The organism is Aeromonas sp. s11, from assembly GCF_040907945.1.
Taxonomy (GTDB): Bacteria; Pseudomonadota; Gammaproteobacteria; order Enterobacterales; family Aeromonadaceae; genus Aeromonas; species Aeromonas veronii.
The window spans coordinates 13,245-37,326 of the sequence record NZ_JBFOCU010000051.1 but is presented as its reverse complement, the minus strand read 5'-3'; the positions used below and the strand labels follow the sequence as shown (position 1 = coordinate 37,326).

Here is a 24,082-nt window from a genome sequence, read left to right as displayed (position 1 = left end):
TGGGCTTGTCCAGAATAGGTTGCAAATTGCAGATGCCGCAGAGGCACACCCCGCCTGCTCCGTTGCATATTGCAAACAGCAACGGTCTTTTCCTGCCAAAACGACACTAATAACACATCAATCATTAGCTTTTGCCAGCTGGCCCGCCCTTTGCACACGTCTTGATGCAGATCAAAATTTAACCACCACAGCTCGGGAGCAAGGCCATGAGAATCAATCAACCGGTTACCCAAAGAGAGCGTCTCTATCCAGACCACCAGAGCCTCATCTCCACCACGGATCTGGAGAGCCGCATCACCTACGCCAACGATGAGTTCTGCGATATTGCAGGCTTCTCGCTCGACGAGCTGAAGGGGGAACACCACAATCTGGTGCGCCATCCTGACATGCCGAAACAGGCCTTTGCCGATCTGTGGGGTCACATCAGGGATGGCAAGAGCTGGATGGGGCCGGTGAAAAATCGCTGCAAGAATGGCGATCACTACTGGGTCAGCGCCTTTGTCACCCCCATCAAGGATGCCAGTGGCCGGGTGGTGGAGTATCAGTCGGTACGCACCGCCCCGAGCGAGGAGATCAAGCAGCGGGCCGAGAAGGTCTATGCCGAGCTGCGCAACAACAAGCTGCCGCTGGCGCTCAAGTTGCCCACCTTCTCCCATACCCTGGCCATCAACCTCTGTCTGCTGCTGAGCCTGCTCGCCATGTTTGCGCTGGGCTACAGTCACGATATGAACTGGCAACTGGCGCTGGCCGCCCTGCCGCTGGCGATAGCGGCCATCACCCTGAATGCCCTCTCCCGTCGCCTCGGCAAGCTCAACAAGATGGCCCGCAGCCGCTTTGACAACCCGCTGATGCAGCTGCTCTATACCAACAAGGTGGACAACATCGCCGCCATCGAACTCTCGATGGTGATGAATCAGGCCGAGTTCAACGCCGTGCTGGCCCGCACCCAACAGACTTGCAGCAAGATCCTGCAAGCCGCCGAGGGGGATCTGCGCAACGCCGAATCCATCACCGACAACCTGCAACAGCAGCAGGCCGAAACCAATCAGGTAGCGACCGCCGTGACCGAAATGTCGGAGTCCATTCGCGAGGTGTCACAAAGCTCGACTGACTCCTCCAGCCTGCTGGATGAAACGGCCGTGCTGTTCAAGAGCGGCAACAGTAGCGTGGCCGAAACCGTGGCTGCCGTGGCGGGCATGAACAGCGAACTTATCACCTCCAAGAGCGTGATCAGTGCGCTGGTCGGCCACTGCCGCGATATCGACGGCATCCTCGATGTGATCAACAACATCGCCAACCAGACCAACCTGCTGGCCCTCAATGCCGCCATCGAAGCGGCCCGGGCTGGCGAAGCGGGTCGCGGCTTCTCGGTAGTGGCCGATGAGATCCGCACCCTCGCCATCAAGACCCAATCCTCGACCAGCGAGATCCAGAAGATGATCACCGAGCTGCAAAACAGCTCTGGCGAGGCTGAGCAAGCGATGGAGAAGGGCTGCCAACTTGCCGACAGTTGCCAGCAGAAGGCCACCGCGACCGGCAACATACTCCAGCAAATCAACAATATGCTGCAGCAGGTCGCCTCCGGCAGCAGCCAGATTGCCCAGGCGGTGCAGGAGCAGTCCCACGTTACCGCCGAGATCAACCGCAACGTGCTCAGCATCAAGACCCTGGCCGATGACTCCAGCGTCGGCAGCCAGCACGCCGTGCACGGCATCACCCAGCTGGTCAACCAGTTGAGCGATCTCGACCGGCTGGTACGCCAGTTCCAGAAGGGGGCTCCGGCAAGCCAAAGCCGCTACGAAGTGGCCGCCACCCGCGCCGTGCCGGTACGCCAAGCCAGATAACCACAACCCAAACAATCAGCGCAGCAAAACCCTATGGGCCCGCAGGCCCATAGGGTTTTTTAGTGTTCGCCAAAAAGAGGGAGAGACTCCCGCTTCACCGTCCGATTTTCCCCTGCGCTGATGGGCCCAAGCGGTTGAGCGACCACATTTAAACCCATTAATGACTAATTTGTTGATCTTGCGCAGGAAACGGCCCGCTTGCGCTTTTCACCCCAGCCCCGTTCGGTAACATAGCCGCTTGGCGGCCTCTCGCAGGAGTCAGCCATGAGCCAAACCAGTGCCAAAACGCAGGTAACAAGTAGCAGACTGGAGGCTGACATTCAGGGGCGGTAGCGTGGTTTTTGCTGGTTGGTGCAGAGCGTGCAAAGTCCAACATATGAGATGAAACAGGATAAAGCATTCCTTAAACTAAACGCTATAACGCATGTATAAAAAATGTGAGGATAAAATATGCCAGTTGGATATAAACCAGCAGTTTTTGTCAGCTCAACGTGTTTCGACTTAGGCCAAGTTCGATCTGACATCAAGGATTTAATCCAAACATTTGGTCTCGAACCTGTATTGTCAGAATATAACTCATTCCCAGTTTCTCCTGACACAGATACTATTTCTAATTGTCTCCGAAATGTTCGAGAGAAAGCAGACATCTTTGTACTGATAATTGGTGGTCGCTACGGATTTCAAACTGACAATGGAAAGTCAATAACAAACCTAGAGTATTTAGAAGCAAAAAGAAAAGGAATACCTGTTTACGTATTTATAAATACTGGCGTCATGAATATCCTTCCTATTTGGAGAAATAACCCAGATGCTGACTTTTCAAGCCACGTAGAAAATAAAAAAGTGTTCGAGTTTGTTGAAACCGTTTCACATTTTAAGTCAAACTGGGTATACAAATTCGACTCAGCCTCAGACATAAAATCAGCTTTGCTCCAACAAATACCTTATCTTTTTATGGAGGCTTTAGAGGCAAGGAAAAAAATGAAGGTTAATGAAGTCAATCTGCCTTCAAACCTCTTTCCACCTAAAGCAGCAAGGTTAGTCATTGAAAAACCAGATGGCTGGGAATACTTACTTTTTGCTTTTCTATGTAAAGAATATCTAGACCGCTTGGAGCATAAAAAATTCGACCTAGAATATGGAATTTCTTTTAACAATGTTGTTGAAATTGAAGAGCCGCAAGAAGTATTTAACTGGATTACAGCACACAATCACGAAATGCTTAAACTGATCAGAATCACAACGACCTTGATCAATGATGCTGCAATCAAGTCGCTGGGCGAACTAGGAAAAGAAGGTGATTATCGCAAAATACAGCATGTCTGCCAGAGATTGCTAGAAGTTTATGAACAAATTATCAACTGGAAGCTTTCATTTACCACATTAGAGGTCAATGAAAAATTTGAGCCAATACTAAGGATTTTGTCAGGCTTCGCAGATGACCCTCTTTCAAAAATCGACCTTTTTATTAACCGTGTCTATTTTGAAATTCCTGAAGCCTTGAATAGCATCGCGCGAAATGGTGAGCAAATAAAATTGGACTTTACATTTTCGTTGGAGTCACCAGATATTAATGGCTTTAACCGAGAACTAAAAAAACTTAGTGATTTTTATTTCTAATGCTCTCTGACAAAACTTCATGTGTGATTCGCAGCGAATTAAACCCCCTATGCGCTTCGTTTATTTTTTAAGCCCGTAGGTTCGAATAGCGCTGCGTATTCTGACAATCGCGAATAACCCCGCCGCGATATAAGCAAGGATCGGAAGATCCCCTTGCGGGGTTGCTATCGACCGCCTCGGAGTGGCTCAAGACTTGCCGGTGCCACTATAAGAAGCTGTATTTATGGGTTTTACGATAATGACCCAGATTTTTCTTATAGTGGTTGCTTCCAGCCTAGCAGCGCCTGTGGTAGCTAACTGGCCGGCTGCCGGGCGCTTGTTATAGGTTCTTCCGATCCAACTACAGGTAGTTCCCCTGCCGCAGGGCGGTCAGCAACTCCTCCACCAGCGTATCTACCGGTTTACCGGCATTAAGCAGATGGATTTCCGGCTGCTCTGGTGCCTCATAGGCGGAGTCGATACCGGTAAAATTGCGAATTTCCCCTGCCCTAGCCTTCTTGTAAAGTCCTTTGGGATCGCGCTCTTCACAGACGGCGAGCGGCGCATCGACAAATACCTCGACAAATTCACCTTCGCCCAAGAGGCTGCGCACCAGCGCCCGCTCGGCACGGAACGGCGAGATAAAGGCGGTGAGCACGATAAGGCCCGCATCCACCATCAGTTTTGCCACCTCGCCGACCCGGCGGATATTCTCCTGACGGGCTGCATCATCGAAACCGAGATCGCCACAGAGGCCGTGGCGCACATTGTCCCCATCCAGCAGATAGGTGTGCTTGCCTTGTGCCGCCAGCGCCTGCTCCAGCGCCCCCGCCAGGGTGGATTTGCCTGCCCCCGAGAGCCCGGTAAACCAGATCACCAACGGTTTTTGCCCTTTAAGCTCGGCCCGGCTCTGCTTGTCCACGGCATGCTTGTGCCACACGATATTGCTCATCCCACACTCCTTGATTGGCGCTCGCGCCTCAAAACTTAAACTGTCCGGCACCACGGGGAGCCGCCTCGAACTTTCAGCCGACAACGTGCTGATGCCATAGCATTGCTCACCCAACACTCCTTGATTGGCGCTCACGCCTTAAAACGGAAACAGCAGGGGCACCATCACGATCACCCCGAGGCTATAGGCCAGCGAGACCGGCAGCGCCAGCTTGAGGTAGTCCGGCATCTTGTAGTTGCCCGCGGCATAGACCATCAGGTTGGTCTGGTAGCCGTAGGGCAGGATAAAGCTGGAGCTCGCCCCGAACAGCACCGCCAGAATAAACGGCATGGTCGAGACATCCATGCTAAGCGCCAGCTGGTAACCCATGGGGAAGGCCAGCGCGGCGGCTGCGTTGTTGCTCATCAGCTCGGTCAGCACCAGCGTAAACACATAAATACCGATAAAGGCGATGATGGGGCTGGCACCGTTGAACTCCCCCATCAGCCAGTCGGCGATAAGCTTGGCCAGTCCGCTTTTTTCCAGCTGATCGGCGATGGCGAGCGCCCCGCCCACCACCAGCCAGATATCCAGCGGGAAGCGGCGGCGGATCTCGTCCAGGGTCAGAATGCGGGTGAGCAGCAGCGCCACCAGCATCAGCAGCAAGCCCTTGAACAGCGGCACCAGATCAAACACCGAGAGCGCCAGCACCCCGAGAAACCCCAGCACCACGGCGGCGCTGCGCTTGCCATCGAGACGGGTGGAGGCTTCCAGCCCGCTCACCACCACAAACTCCCGCCCCAGCGACTTGTTGCGGGCAAACTGGGGGCCAGGAGCCAGCAGCAGGGTATCACCGGCGTGCAGTTCAATCTGGCCGAGGCCACCGGTGAGCTGGGTTTCGCCGCGGCGCACCGCCAGTACCACCGCATCGAAGTGGGTACGGAATTCGGCATCCTTGATGGTCTGACCCACCAGCCGCGAGCTGTGGCTGACGATCACCTCCACCAGATGCTGGCCGTTGAGGCGGTGCTGGCCGTAGAGATCCAGCCCCTTCATCTCCTGCAATACGCCGACGCTCTCCACATCGCCGCAAAACAGCAGCACGTCCCCTTCGTGCAGCTCGTGTTCCGGCTGCACCGGGCAGATCACCTGATCGCCGCGAATGATTTCCGCCAGATAGAGGCTTTTCAGGCTGCGCAGGCCGTTCTCCTTGACGCTGCGCCCCGCCAGCGGCGAACCGGCGCCTACCTTGGCTTCGAGAAAGTAGCCGGATTCGCGGCTCATCTCGGTATCCTGCTCCGGCAGGTGACGGGCAAACAGCAGCACGGCCACCAGACCGGTCAGCAGGGTGCCCGCTCCCACCATAAAGAAGTCGAACATGCCGAGCGGCGGCGCCCCCATCTTGATGAGGAAGCTGTTGACGATCAGGTTGGTGGAGGTGCCGATCAGGGTCAGCACCCCGCCAAAGGTGGCCGCGAAGCACATGGGCAGCAGCAGCCGCGACGGCGCATGGTTGGGGTTGCGTTTGACTGCTCCCAGCATGGAGGCCACCACGGCGGTGTTGTTGACGAAGGCCGACAGGAAGGCGGTGGAGAACCACACCTTCACCAGCACCTTGTTGAATGAACCCGTGCCCACCAGATTGGCGAACCAGCTCATGATGCGGGTCTTCTCCACCGCCAGCGACACCAGCAGCAACAGCACCAACGTCAGCAGGGCACTGTTGGTGTAGCCCGCCACCACAGCATTGATATCCGCCAGCCCGCTCAGGTAGGTGATGAGCACGGCGCCCGAGAAGAGCAGCGCCGGGCGGAGTTTGCCCTGGATCAGCAGGGCCACGAGAGCAGCCAGCAGACCCAGCACCAGGAATTGTTGCCAGGTCATGGGCTTACTCCTTGCTTGTGTCGTTACCGATGGCAAGGGCTTGCCAGTGCGGGAAGTGCTTGCGCACCAGCGCATTGAGCTCGATTTCGAACTCGCTGTAGTGCCCTTTTACCACTTTCGCGGCCAAGCCTTCCACTATCATGCCGGCGCCGACGGTGACGTTGGTCAGCCGGTCGATCAGGATAAAGCTGCCGGTATCGCGGATCTCCTGATACGGGTCGAACGCCACCGGGTCGGTCAGGCTCAGCTCGCACAGGCCGATCTCGTTGAGCTTGAGTTCACTCGCGTCCAACTCGTCCAGCTTGTTGATCTCGATGCGATGGCGAATGCCCTCCACCTGACCGCGACTCTTCTTGGTGGCCAGCTTGACGTCGTAGACCCGGCCCGGTTGCAGGGACTCCTCCCCCATCCAGACGATATGGGCCAGCACATTCTGTGTCACTTGCGGCCGCTTGGCCGCATCCACCAGCAGGTCGCCGCGGCTGATGTCGATCTCGTCGGCGAAGGTGATTGTGATGGCCTGACCCGGCAGGGCGTACTCCAGATCCCCGTCGAAGGTGACGATGCGGGTCACAGTGCTCTCCTTGCCGGACGGCAACACAGCAAGTCGGTCGCCCACCCGCAGAATGCCGGAGGCGAGCGTCCCCGCGAAGCCGCGAAAATCGAGGTTGGGGCGGTTCACATACTGCACCGGCAGGCGCACCGGGTGGCGCTCCAGCTCGCGCTCAACCTCGGCAGACTCCAGCAGGGAGAGCAGGGTTTCGCCTTCGTACCAAGCCAGCTTGTCGCTCTGGTTGACCACGTTGTCACCGTCCAGCGCCGAGACCGGCACGATATGGATGGTGTCGACGCTGAGCTTCTTGGCGAACTCGCGGTAATCGGCACTGATGCGCTCGAACACCTCCTGACTGAACTCCACCAGATCCATCTTGTTGACCGCCACCACGAACTGCTTGATGCCGAGCAAGCTCGCAATAAAGCTGTGGCGGCGGGTCTGATCCAGCACGCCTTTGCGGGCATCGATCAGAATGATGGCCAGATCACAGGTGGAGGCGCCGGTGGCCATGTTGCGGGTGTACTGCTCATGGCCCGGGGTATCCGAGATGATAAATTTGCGCTTGGCGGTGGAGAAATAGCGGTAGGCCACGTCGATGGTGATGCCCTGCTCGCGCTCCGCTTGCAGGCCGTCTACCAGCAGTGCCAGGTCCAGCTTCTCGCCGGTGGTGCCGAGTTTCTGGCTGTCGGACTCCAGCGCTTTGAGCTGATCTTCATAGATCTGCTGGGAGTCGTGCAGCAGGCGACCGATAAGGGTGCTCTTGCCGTCATCCACGCTGCCGCAGGTGAGAAAACGCAGCAGACTCTTGTGCTGCTGGGCGTGCAGATAGGCTTCGATGCCCTGTTCGGTGATGGCGGTCTGAATATGGCTGTTCATGCTGACGACTCCTTAGAAATATCCCTGACGCTTCTTCTGCTCCATGGAGCCGGCCTGATCGTGGTCAATCAGCCGCCCTTGCCGCTCGCTCGAGGTGGTGAGCAGCATCTCTTCAATAATTTCCGGCAAGGTGGTGGCATCGGATTCGATGGCCCCGGTCAGCGGGTAGCAGCCGAGGGTGCGGAAACGCACCAGCTCCTGCTTCACCTCATCCTCGGCGGTGAGCGGCATGCGCTCGTCATCCACCATGATCTTGATGCCGTTGCGCTCCACCACCGGACGGTAAGCGGCGAAGTAGAGCGGTACTATGTCGATGTTCTCGAGATAGATGTATTGCCAGATATCCAGCTCGGTCCAGTTGGAGAGCGGGAACACCCGGATGCTCTCCCCCTTGTTGACCTGGCTGTTGTAGACCCGCCACAGCTCGGGGCGCTGGTTCTTCGGATCCCAGCGGTGGGACTTGTCACGGAAGGAGTAGACCCGCTCCTTGGCGCGGGACTTCTCCTCGTCTCGGCGGGCACCGCCGAAGGCGGCATCGAAGCCATATTTGTTGAGCGCCTGCTTGAGCCCCTCGGTCTTCATGATGTCGGTGTGCTTGCCGCTGCCGTGCACGAAGGGGTTGATGCCCATGGCGAGGCCATCCGGGTTCTTGTGGACGATCAGATCCAGCCCGTACTTTTTGGCGGTCTCGTCGCGGAATTTGATCATCTCCTTGAACTTCCAGTCGGTGTCGACGTGGAGCAAGGGGAACGGGATCTTGCCCGGATAGAAGGCCTTGCGGGCCAGGTGCAGCATGACGGAGGAGTCCTTGCCGATGGAGTACATCATCACCGGGTTTTCAAATTCGGCAGCCACCTCGCGGATGATATGGATGCTCTCGGCTTCCAGCTGCTGCAAGTGCGTCAATCTTTCACGGTCCATGTTGGTCCTCGGGTCATTGCTTATGCGCCTGCTCGGGGCGCTGGGTGGTTCAGTGCGCGGCCGCGCTGGCAGCCGCATCAAATATCTCTTTCCGGGTCAGGCCAGCTGCACCAGCTTGAGGTCGCAGCCATCGAGATCCGGGTTAGCGCGCGGCTGATCGCCGCCCTGTTCCCCAAACCAGGCCAGCCGATCGCGTAGGGCAACCACTTCGCCGATGACGATGAGCGACGGACTCACCGCCTGTTTGGCCAGCTCGGCCAGATCAGCCAAGGTGCCGGTCAGCACCCGCTGGCGGGATGTGGTGCCGCGCTCGATGATGGCGATGGGGGTGGCTTGGCTTCGGCCGTGATCCACCAGCTGCTGCTGGATATGCTCGGAGCGCATCAGCCCCATGTAGATGACCAGGGTCTGACTGGTGGCGGCGAGCTGCTGCCAGTCGGGCTCCTTGCCCTCTTTCTGGCAGTGGCCGGTAATAAAGACGGCACTCTGGGCGTAATCACGGTGAGTCAGCGGAATGCCTGCATAGGCGGTGGCACCGGCGGCGGCCGTGATGCCGGGTACCACCGAGAAGGGGATACCTTCATCGGCCAGCACTTCCAGCTCCTCGCCACCCCGGCCAAACATAAAGGGATCGCCCCCTTTCAGCCGCACCACCCGATTGCCCGCTTTGGCGTATTCCACCAGCAGGCGATTGGTCTCCTCCTGCGGCACGCTGTGGGCTCCCGCCTTCTTGCCGACCGACACCAGAGTGGCGTCGCGGCGCACCAGATCGAGGATCTCGGCGGAGACCAGCTGGTCGTAGAGCACCACTTCAGCCTGTTGAATCTGTTGCAGCGCCTTGAGGGTCATGAGGCCCGGATCACCGGGGCCCGCGCCGACCAATACCACCTCGCCCACTTCGCTTTTCGCCTGATCGAGGCCATCACTCAGCCACTGCTCGGCACCTTGCCAATCCTCTTTTTCAATCAGGCTGGCGAGGGTGTTGGAGGCAAAGGCGCGCTCCCAGAAGCGGCGGCGATCGGAAATCGAGGAGAGCACCCGCTTGGCCTTGTCACGGACCCGGCCGGAGAGCTCGGTCAGCCCGCCAAGATGGCGCGGCAGCAGGCTCTCCAACCGCTCGCGCAACAGGCGCACCAGCACCGGCGCCTTGCCGCCGCTGGAGACCGCCACCATCAGCGGCGAGCGATCGATGATCGAGGGGAAGATAAAGCTGGAGCGCTTGGGGTCATCCACCACGTTGACGAACAGACCCAGCTGGTTGGCACTCTGATAAACCAGCGCATTGACTTCGAGGTTGTCGGTCGCCGCCACCACCAAAATATGACCTGCCAGATGGGCCAGGGTGAAGCGCTCGGCCAGATGGGTGAAACGACCGGTGAATTCCGCAAATTCCGGTTCAAGCTCCGGGGAGACCAGGGTCAGCCGGGCACCGGCCGCCAGCAGCAGGCGCGCCTTGCGCAGGGCAACCTCGCCCCCGCCCACCAGCAGTACCGGGCGGCCTTCCAACTTGGCAAACATAGGTAAATAATCCATTTCGGCCCATCCCTCGGAACACGACTAATATGGGGCGACTATAGGCAGGGCAGCTTATCCCTCAAAATAATAAAAAATGCTTTTTAATGCGTTTTGGTAATTAGCAAAGCCCATTCATGACAAAGGCGTACAAAGTCACTTGTGGTACCTGACGCCAGACCATAGGCTAGGGACTGTGTTTCATAAGGAGCTAAATGATGAATGAATCATTGATTGTGCTAGGGATTTTCGTGTTCCTGGTGCTCGCCACCCTGAGCGCGGGCATCAAGATAGTGCCCCAGGGCTTCAACTGGACGGTGGAGCGCTTCGGCCGCTACACCCGCACCCTGACCCCGGGCCTCAACCTGTTGATCCCCTACGTGGATCGGGTCGGCCACAAGATCATCATGATGGAGCAGGTGCTGGATATCCCGGCACAAGAGGTGATCTCCCGCGACAACGCCAACGTCACCATCGACGCCATCAGCTTTGTGCAGGTGGTGGATGCCCGCAAAGCGGGTTACGAGGTCAACGATCTGACCAGCGCCATTCGCAATCTCACCATGACCAATATGCGGACCGTGCTCGGCGCCATGGAGCTGGACGAGATGCTCTCCCAGCGCGACACCATCAACGAGAAGCTGCTGCGCACCATGGATGCCGCCACCGCCCCCTGGGGCATCAAGGTGACCCGCATCGAGATTAAAGATGTGCGCCCGCCGCTGGCACTGGTCGAGGCGATGAACGCCCAGATGAAGGCTGAGCGCCAGAAACGGGCCGAGGTACTGGAAGCCGAAGGGGTGCGCCAGTCCAAAATCCTGAAAGCGGAAGGCGAAAAGCAGTCCCAGATCCTCAAAGCCGAAGGTGAGCGTCAGGCCGCCTTCCTCGCAGCCGAAGCGCGGGAGCGGGCTGCCGAGGCAGAAGCCAAGGCGACTCATATGGTCTCCCAGGCAATTGCGGAAGGAGACCTGCAGGCCATCAACTACTTCGTGGCTCAGAAATATACCGAGGCACTCGCCCGCATCGGTGAAGGCCCCAACAGCAAGATCATCATGATGCCGCTGGAAGCAGGCAGCCTGATTGGCTCGGTGGCTGGTATGGCCGAGCTGTTCAACAAAGATGGCAAGGGCAGCAAGTCATGACAGCCCTGTTAGAGGGGCTGACCCACTGGCACTGGCTGGGACTCGGCTTCATTCTGCTGGCCATCGAGGTGCTCGGCTCGGTGGGCTTTTTGCTCTGGACCGGCATCGCCGCGCTGGAAGTGGGGCTACTGCTGCTGATCTGGCCCTTTGGCTGGCAGGCGCAGTTGCTGCTATTTGCGGTGCAATCCCTGCTCACCACTTGGGCCTGGTGGCGCTGGCAGCACCAGCGTGACAACTCGGGTCAGGATGCTGCCAGCACCATCAACGAGCGGATGCAGAGCTATATGGGTCGCGAGCTGACCCTGCTGGATGATGTCGCCCAAGGCACCAGCCGGGTACATCTGGACGACACGGTCTGGACGGTGCGCTGCGACGAGTCGCTGCCTGCAGGCAGCAAGGTCAGGGTGGTGGGGGCCGACTCCCACATCCTGCTGGTTGAACCCCGCAACTGACACAACTCTGCCATCGAGTCATAAAAAAGCCCGCGATCGCTCGCGGGCTTTTGTCTCTCTGGCGGCCACTCAGGTACGCAGCCGATCGAGCTGACTGGCCAGCGCCGTGGCCGCTTGCTCCAGCGCTTCGCTCAGTTGATGGCTGGAGCTGGCCTCCTGCCCGATCACATTGGCGGTATCGCCGATCCGCATCAGGTTCTGGTTGATGGTATCGCTCACCGCGCTCTGCTGCTCGGCGGCGGTAGCCACCTGACTGATGTGGTCGTGGATCTGCTGGATCTGGGCCACCACCCGATTGAGTGCCTCAAACGCCTGCTCGGTACCCTGTACCGTGGTGGTGGAACGCTCGATGCCGGTATTCATCAGACGCTGGCTGCTGCTCACCTCGGTCTGCAAACTGCCAATCAGCTGGCCAATCTCGTCGGTCGATTCACGAGTTTTGTTGGCCAGCGCCCGCACCTCGTCCGCCACCACTGCAAAGCCACGCCCCATGTCCCCTGCCCGTGCAGCTTCGATGGCGGCGTTGAGGGCCAGCAGGTTGGTCTGCTCGGCAATGGCGCGGATCACATCGAGGATCCGGCTGATATTGGTGCTGCGCTGGGCCACCAGCGCCACCGCTTTATCCGCCTCATGCATATCTCCGACCAGAGTATGGATCTCGTTGCGGGCATTGCTGAGGGTCTGCTGGGCGGTATTGATGTGGTGGGTCGCCGCTTCCGACTCCTGCGCCGCCTGCTCGGCATAACCCGCCACGCTGACTGCCGTGGTGCTCATCTGATGCATGGCGCTCACCACGCTCTCCAGCTCCAGATTCTGCTCGTCCAGACTGTTGCGCATGGTGTCTGCGGTATGTTTCATCTCCCGCGCCTGCTGGTAGACCTGCTGGCCAATCCCCTTGCTCATTTGCACCATGCCCCGCAGCTTGCCGAGAAAGGCATTGAGCTGGGAACCCAGATCGATCAGCTCCTGATGGGTGTCGATCTCCATCTGCTGGGTCAGGTCCCCCTCGTTGCTGGAGAGATGGCCCACATGGCGGCTGATAAGAGAAAGCGGCGCTGTGATGGTCTGAATAAACCAGACCAGCAGCCCCAGCACCAACAGGGTAATCCCGCCCATGGCGATGATCTGCTGCCGCTGGCCATCCACCAGCAGGGTGCCCAGTTCATTGCTTATGGCATGCGCCTTGCCGAGCGCCAGCGCCTTGGGCACCTTGATCATCAACCACCACTGGGTATTGGCTGCCTCAACCCGGATGGGCTGATGAAGAATAAAGTCACTGTCGCTGCTGACCGGCTGACCGTCAGGCAGGGTCAGGCCCACCTCCTTGAGTGGACGGCCCAGCTTGTCGGCATAGCGGTTGCTGCCCACAATCAGCCCCATCTTGCTGACCAGAGTCACATCCGCCTTGTTGTCATAGAGGCTCTTGCCAAGGTTTTCAGCCAGTTGCTGGAAGATGGGCAGGTTCATATCCACCCCAGCCAGCCCGACAAACTTGCCGTCACGCAGCACGGGCACCGTCAGACTGGTCATCAGCATCTTGTTGCCCGGGCTGATTTCGTAGAGGTAGGGCTCCATCAGGCAGGGCTGGCGGGTATCGCGACCACAGAGATACCACTCGCTGTTGCGAATACCGAACTCGTTGAGGGAGGTATCAAACTTGGCCTCGCTGGCAGCGGCGTCCACCGCTTGCTGAGCGACGGCCCCTCCCTGATCCTTGGTGAAATAGACCTCCAGACTCCCCTTGCCTGCCACCGAGTGGCTGGCCCCGCCCAGCCAGTTGCCATCCTCGCCATCATAGCCATCCGGTTCAAACTGGGCATAAATGGAGCTGATCCCGCTCGCCTGCTGCAGGCTGCTGCCGAGCAGAGACTCCACTTGGGGTCGCGACAAGCGCAGTTCCGGTTTGGCCATACCGGCTTCAATCTGGGCGGTCACGGTCAGGGGGATCTGATAGGAGTTCTGCATCAGCGAGGCAATCTGGATGGCATAGCGTTCTGCCTGATACTGCAGGCTGCGGGAGACCTCCTCTTCCAATGCATCGCTGGTCTGGGTCATCACCATGTTGCGAAGGGAGCTGAAAGAGGCCGATTGCAACAGGGTCATGGCCAGCCCGGTCAGCAGAAACAGCCCCATGGTAAGGCACAACAACTTGAACTTGAGGGAACGTTGCTTCATGCGACAACTCCTTATGGCAGAATAACAACGAATTACTTGAGTATATTCGCCCACTTGCGCTTCACCCGATTTGTTGATGGGTTTGTGGCAGGCTTCTGGTTATAATTTTTGCCTTCCCGAGCGTTGATGGAACAGTCGCAATGAGCAATGCACTGAGCAGTGTCCCGCCGGTAGTCGCGATGGACTACCCCTTTCCGGCCAAACCTCTTCCCCTGAGTGCCGAGCAGAGAATGACCTTGACCACAGAAATCAAGGCGCTGCTCAAGGAGCGCAAAGCGGTACTGGTTGCCCACTACTACACGGATCCCGAGATCCAGGCGCTGGCCGAAGCCACCGGCGGTTTCGTCGGTGACTCGCTGGAGATGGCCCGCTTTGGCCGCGATCACGAGGCGCAAACCCTGATCGTCGCCGGGGTGCGCTTTATGGGGGAAACCTCCAAGATCCTGAGCCCCCACAAGCGGGTGCTGATGCCGACTCTGGAGGCCGAATGCTCCCTCGATCTGGGCTGTCCCATCGAACAGTTCTCCGCCTTCTGCGATGCCAATCCCGACCATACCGTAGTGGTCTATGCCAATACCTCGGCCGCCGTCAAAGCGCGGGCTGACTGGGTGGTGACCTCCAGCATCGCACTCGAGATCGTCGAACACCTCGACAGTCTGGGTCACAAGATCATCTGGGGCCCGGATCGCCATCTGGGCGCCTATATCGAGAAGAAGACCGGGGCGCAGATGCTGCGCTGGCAGGGCCACTGCATCGTCCATGACGAGTTCAAGGCCCGTGCCCTGCGCGAGCTGAAAGAGCAGAATCCGGACGCCGCCGTGCTGGTTCATCCGGAATCCCCCGCCTCGGTGATCGAGCTGGCCGATGCGGTGGGATCCACCAGTCAGCTGATCAAGGCAGCCAAGGAGCTGCCCCAGCAGAAGCTGATCGTGGCGACCGATCGGGGCATCTTCTACAAGATGCAGCAGGCTTGTCCGGAGAAAGAGATGGTGGAAGCACCGACCGGTGGCGATGGCGCTACCTGCCGCAGCTGCGCCCATTGCCCCTGGATGGCGATGAACGGTCTGGTGGCGATCAAGGAGGCCCTCACCGACGGTGCCGAGCGCCACGAGATCCATGTCGACGAAGCGCTGCGGGTCAAAGCCTTGATCCCCCTAGACCGGATGCTCAATTTCGCCGCCGAACTCAAGCTCAAGACCCAGGGCAACGCCTGATTGCCGCCGTCACGAGATGCAAAGAGGGCTCCCGCGGGAGCCCTCTTTATTTATCTGAGCCTCATCCAACTCAGATGATTACGGTGGAGAGACTGTGCTCTTCATCCGGCGCAACGGTCACACCCGCCTCGCCAGCGATGGCCGCTTCGACGCAGAGCATGGTGCGATAGCCATCGTCGCTCATGTCGGCCATGGCGGTGGCCCCTTCCAGCCAGGGGGTCCAGACCACCACGCTGTCGTGGTTGCCGCTGACAACCCGGGTCTCGCGCTCACCATCCTGCACGCTCACCAGCGCCTCTGGCTGCCAGTAGACCCGATCCAGCGGCCCGCTCAGGGTCAATGCCCCCTGCTGCTTGGCATCCTGTCCGGTCAGCTTGTCGGCATAGGGCTCGCCCAGGCCGGTGATGCTTACCGCCTCTGGTGCACTGATCTGCAAATAGGTATGCAGCGCACCGCTATAAGTCAGCGGCTGGCTACCGGTGTTGCGAGTGGTCAGCACCAGCGAAAGCTCTTTGCCCACCAGCACGTCCAGTTCCAGCTCGAAGGAGTGATCCCACAGGGCACGGGTCGCATCGCTGTCGCGCAGGGAGAGATGAACAAGCGTGCCATCGGCGTGATCGGAGACCCCGTCCAGCATCCAGAGGGTGGTACGGGCAAAACCGTGGGAGGGCTTGCCGCTACCGACGCGGGCGGGCGCCGGGCCAAACCAGGGCCAGCAGATCGGGATACCACCGCGAATAGGCTTGCTGCCATCCAGCACCGCCTTGTCACTCAACCAGATGGAGGCTGGCTCGCCATGACGCTGATAGCTCAGCACATGGGCGCCAAACAGGCTGATTTCTGCCTTGGCATAGTCGTTGTTGATGGTGAGAACCGGCAGACCGGCGGCATTGTTGGCAAGCTTGCAATTGGCTGTCAGGGGACGAATGGATTGCATGTGGACTCCTGTCATCAGGGGAAACCGAAAAACAAAAAGGCGGCCAATGGCCGCCTTTTTCAAGCTACGCGATTGCGCATCCCAAATTACTTGGAGATGTGAGCGATCAGGTCCAGAACTTTGCTGGAGTAGCCCATTTCGTTGTCGTACCAGGATACAACTTTAACGAATTTGTCGTTCAGCTGGATACCAGCCTTGGCGTCGAATACGGAGGTCTGACGCTCACCCAGGAAGTCGGTAGATACAACTTCGTCTTCGGTGTAGCCCAGAACGCCTTTCATAGCGCCTTCGGAAGCAGCTTTCATCGCTTCGCAGATTTCTGCGTAGGTGGCAGCTTTCTTCAGGTTAACGGTCAGGTCAACAACAGACACGTCCGGAGTCGGAACACGGAAAGCCATACCGGTCAGCAGGCCTTTCAGTTCCGGAATAACTACGCCAACAGCTTTGGCAGCACCGGTAGAGGACGGGATGATGTTCTGAGCCGCACCGCGGCCACCGCGCCAGTCTTTGGCAGACGGACCATCAACGGTCTTCTGGGTAGCAGTGGTAGCGTGAACGGTGGTCATCAGGCCAGACTCGATACCGAAGGTATCGTTCAGAACCTTGGCGATCGGTGCCAGGCAGTTGGTGGTGCAGGAAGCGTTGGAAACGATGTCCTGGCCAGCGTAGGTAGAGTCGTTAACACCCATTACGAACATCGGGGTAGCGTCTTTGGACGGGCCAGTCAGAACAACTTTCTTGGCACCAGCAGCGATGTGCTTACGAGCAGTCTCGTCGGTCAGGAACAGACCGGTAGCTTCAGCAACAACGTCAACACCGATTTCGCCCCACTTCAGGTTGGCCGGGTCACGCTCAGCGGTAACACGTACGGTTTTGCCGTTTACAACCAGGTTGCCGTCTTTAACTTCAACGGTACCGTTGAAACGACCGTGAGTTGAATCGTACTTCAGCATGTAAGCCATGTAGTCAACATCGATCAGGTCGTTGATACCAACAACTTCGATGTCTGCACGCTCGCAAGCCAGACGGAATACGAAACGACCGATACGGCCAAAACCGTTAATACCTACTTTGATAGTCATATTTAGTTACCTAACTGTTCAGTAGTCAAAGAAAATTCCGCTTGTAAATTTACTAGAACTCTCCGGTGAGTCAACCAACATTCTGTCTGAAATTGCGCTATATCATGAAAAACTGTGAAATTAATTTTCTGTTTATGTAACTGATTACCACGTTTTGACGAAAAAAGTGCCAGATCGTGGCATCGCGCAGATATCAACAATAGTGCCTACTCGGTCACACAACCATTCACAGAGATATGTAAAAATGTGCGCGGTTTAGCATGGCCCATAGAGCCACTGTTCAAGTACCACCCCATAAAAATCAAACAAAATAGTATAGATAGAATCCACAGCGGGAATTCTCAAACTATGACCACCCTGATTGAACAGCTGGCTGCCGCAAAAGGTATCGCCAGCGAGTATGTCGATGCCTGGGGCCACCCGGCCCAGGTATCAGAAGAGAGCAAGGCCGCCATGCTGGGCGCCATGGGCTACCGCGTCGATGACGAGGCCGCACTGGTGCAGCAACTGGAAGAGGAGCATCGCCAGCACTGGCTGCGGGCGCTGGATCCTGTGATGGTGGTTCGCACTGGCGACGCCGTTACCCTTGAGGTTCGCCTCCCCATCGAATTCGTCAACGACGCCCTCACCTGGCAGCTTCAGCAGGAGCAGGGTGCAGTGCTGTCCGGTCAATTCACCCCCATCGAGGGTGAGCTGGTCGGCGTGGCCGAATTTGAAGAGATGGAGTGCCAGGCCTATCGTGTCACGCTAGATATGGCCCCGGAGTTGGGTTATCACCAGCTGGTGCTGCTGGAAGAGGGTAATGACGAGCCGCTGGCCACCATGCGCCTCATCGTTGCCCCCAAGGCCTGCTACAAGCAGGCGCCGATTGCCGATGGCCGCAAGGTATGGGGCCCGAGCGTGCAGCTCTACTGCCTGCGCAGCCGCCACAACTGGGGTATCGGTGATTTCAGCGATCTGGGCCAGCTGGTTGAGAAAGCAGCCGCCTGGGGTGCCCACTTCGTCGGCCTCAACCCTATCCACGCCCTCTATCCGGCCAATCCGGAGAGCGCCAGTCCATACAGCCCCTCTTCCCGTCGCTGGCTCAACGTGGCCTATATCAATGTGGAAGCGGTGCCCGAATTCCAGCAGAGCGATGGCCTGAAGGCGGAAGTGGCAAGTCCTGCCTTCCAGCAACATCTGGCCGATCTGCGCGCCAAAGAGAACGTCGATTATACCGGCGTGATCCAGACCAAACTCGGCATGCTGCGTCAGGTGTTCGACGAAGCCACCCTGAGCACCGAGCGTCAGGCCGCCTTTGATGCCTTCGTGGCCGCCGGTGGCGACAGCCTGCAACAGCAGGCAGCATTTGATGCCCTGCAGGCCCACTTCTATGCCAAAGGCGAAAATGCCTGGGGCTGGCCGGTATGGCCGCAGGAGCTGCGCGATTACCACAACCCTGCAGTTGCTGCCTGGATGGCTGAGCACCCGCAAGATGTCAACTTCTACCTCTATCTGCAGTTCCTGGCTGATGAGCAATTGGCGCAAGCCGATGCCCGTGCCAAGGCTGCCGGCATGGTGATGGGGATCTACCGGGATCTGGCAGTTGGCGTCTCCGAAGGCTCCACCGAGATCTGGGCCAACCAGGATCTCTACTGCCCGAAAGCCTCGGTCGGTGCGCCGCCCGATATCCTCGGCCCGCTCGGTCAGAACTGGGGCCTGCCCCCGATGAACCCGAACAAGCTGTTCGAAGCGGCCTACCAGCCGATGGTGGACTTGTTCCGTGCAAACATGCGCTCCTGCGGCGCACTGCGCATCGACCACGTGATGGCCTTGCTGCGCCTGTGGTGGGTACCGCCCGGAGCGTCCGCCGCCAAGGGCGCCTACATCTACTATCCGGTCAACGATCTGCTGGGCATTCTGGCCCTCGAATCCCACCGTAATCAGTGCCTGCTGATCGGCGAGGACCTGGGTACCGTACCGGAGGGGATCGACGTGACCCTGAAAGAGAACGGCGTTCACTCCTACAAGGTGTTCTTCTTCGAGCGCTCCAAGGAAGATGGCGGCTTTATCTCCCCGGCGCACTACACCGAGCAGGCGATGTCGGCCCTGACCACTCACGACATGCCGACCCTCAAGGGCTTCTGGCATTGCGACGATTTGGCGCTCGGCCGTCAACTGGGTCTGTATCCGGATGAAGATGTTTTGAAGACTCTGTATGCTGATCGTCACCAGGCCAAACAGCGGATCATCGACAGCTTGCATGCCCACAAGGTCATCTCTGACAACATCAGTCATGACGTGAACTGGGTCGGCATGAACACCGAACTCAACCACGGTCTGCAGATCCACATGTCCCGCGGCAGCTGCGCCCTGTTCAGTACCCAGCTGGAAGACTGGCTGGAGATGGACAAGCCGGTCAACGTACCGGGAACCAGTTACGAATACCCCAACTGGCGCCGCAAGCTTTCCGCTGATCTGGAAGATATTTTTGCCAATGAGGCACTCAAGGCACTGGCTGGCAAGATGAGCCAAGCCCGTGATGAGGCCAGTCGTTGAGACGCTGTCTCCCACAGCGTTCTCACCTAAATCCACTCCGGCTTCGGCCGGAGTGGATGCTCTGTCATGAAAGGAAATCTCGATGCTCGTTGAACGTTTGGTTGCTGCCCGCTGTTCCGATCCCTTCTCTCACTTAGGCCTGCAGGCCAATCCGGATGGGCCCGGCCTCAAACTGACCGCCTGGTTGCCTGATGCCCTCGAAGTTCGCGTCAAAGATCTCAAGTCGGGCAAAGTCGTTGCCACCCTGGCGCCCACCGATGAATCGGGTCTTTTTGAAACTGTTTTCACCCGCCGCAAAAACTCCTTCCCCTATCAGCTGATCGCCAGCTACCAAGATGCCACCACCGAGGTCATCGACCCCTATCAGTTTCAGGATGCCGCCTGGGCAGGCCTGGCCGAACTGACCGCCCAGCCGGAAAATCTCTACCACACCCTTGGCGCCCAGCTGCGCACCGTGGAGCATCTTGGCCAGCAGGTGGAAGGGGTGCGTTTTGCGGTCTATGCACCGAGCGCCACCGCCGTGAGCCTCATCGGCGATTTCAACTTCTGGGATGGCCGCCGCCACCCGATGCAGCGCAGCCTCTGCGGTCACTGGGTGCTGTTTGTGCCGGGCCTCAAGGCCGGGGATCGCTACAAGTTCGAGCTCAAGGATCCCATGGGCAACCGGCTGCCCCACAAGAGCGATCCGGTCGGTTTCTACTGCGAGCAGTATCCGTCGTTCGCCTCCGTGGTCTATGACCACGCCCAGTACCAGTGGCAGGATGCCGAGTGGATTGCCAGCCAGCACAACGACAAGCGTGAGCAACCCCTATCCATCTATGAGCTGCACGTCGGCTCCTGGAAGCGCCACCCCAACGGCGACAGCCTGAGCTGGCGCGAGCTGGCAGTGGAGCTGGTCGCCTACGTCAAGGAGATGGAGTACACCCACATCGAGCTGCTGCCGGTCTCCGAGCACCCCTTCAGCGGCTCCTGGGGCTACCAGCCGGTGGGCATGTTCTCCCCCACCAGCCGCTACGGCTCCGCAGATGATTTCAAATACTTCGTCGACCAGTGCCACCAGGCCGGGATCGGCATCATTCTGGACTGGGTGCCCGCCCACTTCCCGTCTGATGCCCACGGGCTGGCCCGCTTCGATGGCACCCCGCTCTACGAGTACGAGGATCCGCGCCGTGGCTGGCACCCGGACTGGAACTCCTACATCTACGACTTCGGCCGCGACACAGTGCGCCAGTTCCTGGTGGCGAGCGCCCTGTTCTGGCTCGACAAGTTCCACATCGACGGCCTGCGGGTGGATGCGGTCGCCTCCATGCTCTATCTGGACTACTCCCGCAACGCCGGTGAGTGGGTACCGAACGTCGATGGCGGCAACCACAACTACGAGGCGATCAGCCTGCTCAAGTGGACCAACGAGGAGGTCTACGGCAAGTATCCCCACGCCATGACCATAGCCGAAGAGTCCACCGCCTTTGCCGGGGTCTCCCGCCCCACCTTCCTCGGCGGCCTGGGTTTTGGTTTCAAGTGGAATATGGGCTGGATGCACGACACCCTCACCTATATGCAGAAAGAGCCGATCCACCGTCGCTACCACCACAACGACATGACCTTCTCCATGGTTTACCACTATGACGAGAACTTCATCCTGTCGCTCTCCCACGACGAGGTGGTACACGGCAAGCACTCCATGCTCTACAAGATGCCGGGCGACGAGTGGCAGCAAGCCGCCAACCTGCGGGCCTACATGGGCTTCATGTACGCCCATCCGGGCAAGAAGCTCAATTTCATGGGCACCGAGATCGCCCAGAGCAACGAGTGGAACCACGATGCCCAGCTGCCGTGGCATCTGCTGCAATATCCCAAGCATGCCGGTCAGCAACGGCTGATCCACGATCTCAACCACCTCTACCGTCATGAGCCTGCCTTGTATCAGGCCGATTATGAGCAGACCGGCTTCCGCTGGCTGGATCACAACGATGCCGACAACAGCATCTTTGCCTGGCTGCGGGCGGACAAAGAGGGCAAGCAGGCTATTGTGGTGGCTTGCAACTTCACCCCGGTGCCCCGTCTCGAATATCGGATCGGCGTCCCAGCTGCGGGCCACTATCGGGTGGTGCTCAACACCGACAGCGAGTATTACTGGGGTAGTAACTATGATGTAGGTCTGGTATTCGCTGCCGAGCCGACCCCCTGGCAGGGGATGGCACACAGCATAGTGCTGGATCTGCCGCCGCTGGCGACCTTGTTTATCAAACAGGAGTCTTGATGCTTGTAATGGAAAAAGGGGTGGGCCACCCGCTGGGGGCCCGCCTTGACGAGAACGGTTGCCACTTCTGCGTCTGGGCCCCCCAGTCGGACAAGGTGGAGATCTGCCTGTACGACGAGCAGGAGCAGGAGCTGATGCGGCTGGAGTTGCCCGGCCGCCGTGGCCAGTATCGCTTTGGCTACGTGCGCGGTGTAAAGGCCGGTCAGCGCTACGGCTATCGGGTCTATGGCACCCCGCAGGAGGGGATGCTGTTCGATCCGCAAAAACTGCTGATTGACCCCTACGCCAGGGCACTCAGCCGTCCCACCTATTGGGATGAAGCCCTCTATCAGGGGGACAGTGCCGGGATGATAGCCAAGTCGGTGGTAGTGGATGACCGTTTTGACTGGCAAGGGGTTGGCAAACCCGGGATCAGTCCGGCCCGCACCATTATCTACGAGACCCACGTCAAAGGCTTTACCAAGCAGCACCCGGGGATCCCCAAAGCGCTGCAGGGCACCTACCTTGGCATCAGTCACCCGCTGGTTATCGAACACATGAAGAGTCTCGGCATCACCTCGGTGCAGCTGATGCCGGTGGCCGCCTTCATGTCGGAACCGCGACTGGAACAGCTGGGACTGACCAACTACTGGGGCTACAACCCCATCGCCTTCTTCGCCCCGGAGCCGCGTTACAGCACCAGGGCCGACGAGGCAGTGACCGAGTTCAAGACCATGGTGCGCGAGCTGCACCGGGCCGGGCTCGAGGTGATCCTGGATGTGGTCTACAACCACACTGCCGCCTCTGGCTTCGACGGCCCTACCCTCTCGTTCAAGGGCTTTGACAACGCCGGTTACTACGCCTTCGAAGCAGGCCCCCACGGCCCGGACTACACCCGTCACGCCAACGTGACCGGCTGTGGCAACAGCGTCAATCTGGATCACCCCAACACCCTGCGACTGGTGCTCGATGCTCTGCGTTACTGGGTCACCGAGATGCAGGTGGACGGCTTCCGTTTCGATCTGGCGGTGACGCTGGCGCGGGAAGCGGGAGAGTTCGAGCCCATGGGCGCCTTCTTCAAGGCCGTGATGGCCGACCCTGTGCTGTCACAGGTCAAGCTCATCGCCGAACCCTGGGATATCGGCCCCTTCGGCTACCGGCTGGGTCAATTCCCGAGCCAGTGGCAGGAGATCAATGACCGCTATCGCGATACGGTGCGCGCCTTCTGGCGCGGTGATGCGGGCAAGATGGGGGACTTTGCCACCCGTCTGGTGGGTTCGCGGGATATCTTCCCGAAGAACTGGCGCTCCCCCCACACCAGCGTCAACTACCTCTGCTATCACGACGGTTTCACCCTGGAGGATCTGGTCTCCTACAACCAGCGCCACAATCAGGCCAACGGTGAAGACAATCGGGACGGCCACGGCAACAACCTCTCCTATAACCACGGGGTAGAGGGGCCGACCCTGGATCCGCGGGTCAACAGCCTGCGCCAGCAGCAGAAGCGCAATCTGATTGCCACCCTGCTGCTCTCCCAAGGTACTCCCCACTTCCTCGCCGGCGACGAGATGGGCCGCAGCCAGCTTGGCAACAACAACGCCTACTGTCAGGACAACCAGATCAGCTGGGTCAACTGGCAGTGGCGACCGGAGGATGAGCGGCTGTTCGCCTTCACACAGCAGATGATGGCGCTGCGGGCGGAGTCCTGCGTCTTCTCCAACCTGCAGCTGAGCGACGACAGCTGGAATGGCACCCCGTCCAGCTGCCATCAGGTCAACTGGTATCACCCGGACGGCCACCAGCTCACCGATCAGGATTGGCACGCCCCCATGGGGCAGGCGTTCGCCATGGATATCGGCATGATCAACTGTGTCGGCGAGCGCTGGTACGTGCTGTTCAACGCCAGCGACTACGATATCCAGTTCCGCCTGCCGCCTCCGGGGGAAGGGCTGGAGTGGATCCAGACCATCGACACCGCCACCAACGATGGGCTGCCCTTTCTGCCCGATGACATCAAACGGCAGGTGGCGGTCGGCCGGGCCCACTCCCTCAAACTGCTGGAGCGGGTGGCGCTGGCCAGCACGGCGGAGGATGCCCAGCCACCGCAGCAGGAAATTCTCCCTGCATCCGGTGAGGAGATGGTTGCCACCTCGATCACAGATACAGGCAAAGCATAAGAG

Annotated in this window: 16 protein-coding genes; 8 read left to right on the top strand and 8 right to left on the bottom strand. The window is 58.9% G+C overall.

What is annotated here, in order from left to right:
• Positions 1 to 206: 206 nt before the first annotated feature.
• Both AB5Y84_RS13785 and AB5Y84_RS13780 read left to right on the top strand, forming a co-directional pair.
• The gene (locus AB5Y84_RS13785) at positions 207 to 1,844 is read left to right on the top strand and encodes a PAS domain-containing methyl-accepting chemotaxis protein (protein ID WP_368177178.1); all 1,638 of its coding nucleotides are present in this window, start codon (positions 207 to 209) and stop codon (positions 1,842 to 1,844) included.
• Positions 1,845 to 2,294: 450 nt separating this feature from the next.
• A complete protein-coding gene (locus tag AB5Y84_RS13780; RefSeq protein WP_368177177.1) occupies positions 2,295 to 3,464 on the top strand; it encodes a DUF4062 domain-containing protein in 1,170 nt (389 codons plus the stop codon).
• Between the two features lie 340 nt (positions 3,465 to 3,804).
• On the opposite strand, the gene cysC is transcribed toward AB5Y84_RS13780, so the two are convergent.
• From cysC to cysG, 5 genes are all read right to left on the bottom strand, one after another.
• The gene (gene cysC, locus AB5Y84_RS13775; RefSeq protein WP_368177176.1) at positions 3,805 to 4,395 is read right to left on the bottom strand and encodes an adenylyl-sulfate kinase; all 591 of its coding nucleotides are present in this window, start codon (positions 4,393 to 4,395) and stop codon (positions 3,805 to 3,807) included.
• A gap of 138 nt (positions 4,396 to 4,533) precedes the next feature.
• A complete protein-coding gene (locus AB5Y84_RS13770; protein ID WP_005362933.1) occupies positions 4,534 to 6,258 on the bottom strand; it encodes an SLC13 family permease in 1,725 nt (574 codons plus the stop codon).
• A 4-nt stretch (positions 6,259 to 6,262) separates the two neighbouring features.
• Complete coding sequence (gene cysN / locus AB5Y84_RS13765; protein ID WP_368177175.1) at positions 6,263 to 7,690, bottom strand: sulfate adenylyltransferase subunit CysN; 1,428 nt, start codon at positions 7,688 to 7,690, stop codon at positions 6,263 to 6,265.
• A gap of 12 nt (positions 7,691 to 7,702) precedes the next feature.
• Positions 7,703 to 8,635, bottom strand: a complete 933-nt coding sequence (gene cysD / locus AB5Y84_RS13760) for a sulfate adenylyltransferase subunit CysD (RefSeq protein ID WP_332306478.1) — start codon at positions 8,633 to 8,635, stop codon at positions 7,703 to 7,705.
• Between the two features lie 72 nt (positions 8,636 to 8,707).
• The gene (cysG, locus tag AB5Y84_RS13755) at positions 8,708 to 10,144 is read right to left on the bottom strand and encodes a siroheme synthase CysG (RefSeq protein ID WP_368177174.1); all 1,437 of its coding nucleotides are present in this window, start codon (positions 10,142 to 10,144) and stop codon (positions 8,708 to 8,710) included.
• 197 nt (positions 10,145 to 10,341) lie between these two features.
• On the opposite strand from cysG, the gene AB5Y84_RS13750 reads away from it, so the two are divergent.
• Positions 10,342 to 11,265 (top strand): SPFH domain-containing protein, encoded by a 924-nt coding sequence (locus AB5Y84_RS13750; RefSeq protein WP_201978555.1) that lies wholly within the window; start codon positions 10,342 to 10,344, stop codon positions 11,263 to 11,265.
• A complete protein-coding gene (locus AB5Y84_RS13745) occupies positions 11,262 to 11,717 on the top strand; it encodes an NfeD family protein (RefSeq protein WP_005354718.1) in 456 nt (151 codons plus the stop codon). The genes AB5Y84_RS13750 and AB5Y84_RS13745 overlap by 4 nt, the downstream gene beginning before the upstream one ends.
• A gap of 69 nt (positions 11,718 to 11,786) precedes the next feature.
• Here the strand turns inward: AB5Y84_RS13745 and AB5Y84_RS13740 are convergent, their stop codons facing one another.
• A complete protein-coding gene (locus AB5Y84_RS13740; RefSeq protein WP_368177173.1) occupies positions 11,787 to 13,892 on the bottom strand; it encodes a methyl-accepting chemotaxis protein in 2,106 nt (701 codons plus the stop codon).
• 140 nt (positions 13,893 to 14,032) lie between these two features.
• Between AB5Y84_RS13740 and nadA the strand changes: the two genes are divergently transcribed.
• Positions 14,033 to 15,106 (top strand): quinolinate synthase NadA, encoded by a 1,074-nt coding sequence (nadA, locus tag AB5Y84_RS13735; protein WP_167574208.1) that lies wholly within the window; start codon positions 14,033 to 14,035, stop codon positions 15,104 to 15,106.
• Positions 15,107 to 15,176: 70 nt separating this feature from the next.
• Here the strand turns inward: nadA and AB5Y84_RS13730 are convergent, their stop codons facing one another.
• Both AB5Y84_RS13730 and gap read right to left on the bottom strand, forming a co-directional pair.
• Positions 15,177 to 16,043 carry a D-hexose-6-phosphate mutarotase gene (locus AB5Y84_RS13730; RefSeq protein WP_335817628.1) on the bottom strand — a complete coding sequence of 289 codons (867 nt, stop codon included), beginning with the start codon at positions 16,041 to 16,043 and terminating at the stop codon, positions 15,177 to 15,179.
• Positions 16,044 to 16,129: 86 nt separating this feature from the next.
• Positions 16,130 to 17,125, bottom strand: a complete 996-nt coding sequence (gene gap, locus AB5Y84_RS13725) for a type I glyceraldehyde-3-phosphate dehydrogenase (protein ID WP_005335708.1) — start codon at positions 17,123 to 17,125, stop codon at positions 16,130 to 16,132.
• A gap of 348 nt (positions 17,126 to 17,473) precedes the next feature.
• Between gap and malQ the strand changes: the two genes are divergently transcribed.
• The 3 genes from malQ (at position 17,474) to glgX (ending at position 24,079) form a co-directional block, all read left to right on the top strand.
• A complete protein-coding gene (malQ, locus tag AB5Y84_RS13720) occupies positions 17,474 to 19,663 on the top strand; it encodes a 4-alpha-glucanotransferase (protein WP_368177172.1) in 2,190 nt (729 codons plus the stop codon).
• 82 nt (positions 19,664 to 19,745) lie between these two features.
• A complete protein-coding gene (gene glgB, locus AB5Y84_RS13715) occupies positions 19,746 to 21,923 on the top strand; it encodes a 1,4-alpha-glucan branching protein GlgB (RefSeq protein ID WP_167574211.1) in 2,178 nt (725 codons plus the stop codon).
• A complete protein-coding gene (glgX, locus tag AB5Y84_RS13710; protein ID WP_103250917.1) occupies positions 21,923 to 24,079 on the top strand; it encodes a glycogen debranching protein GlgX in 2,157 nt (718 codons plus the stop codon). The genes glgB and glgX overlap by 1 nt, the downstream gene beginning before the upstream one ends.
• Positions 24,080 to 24,082 lie beyond the last annotated feature (3 nt).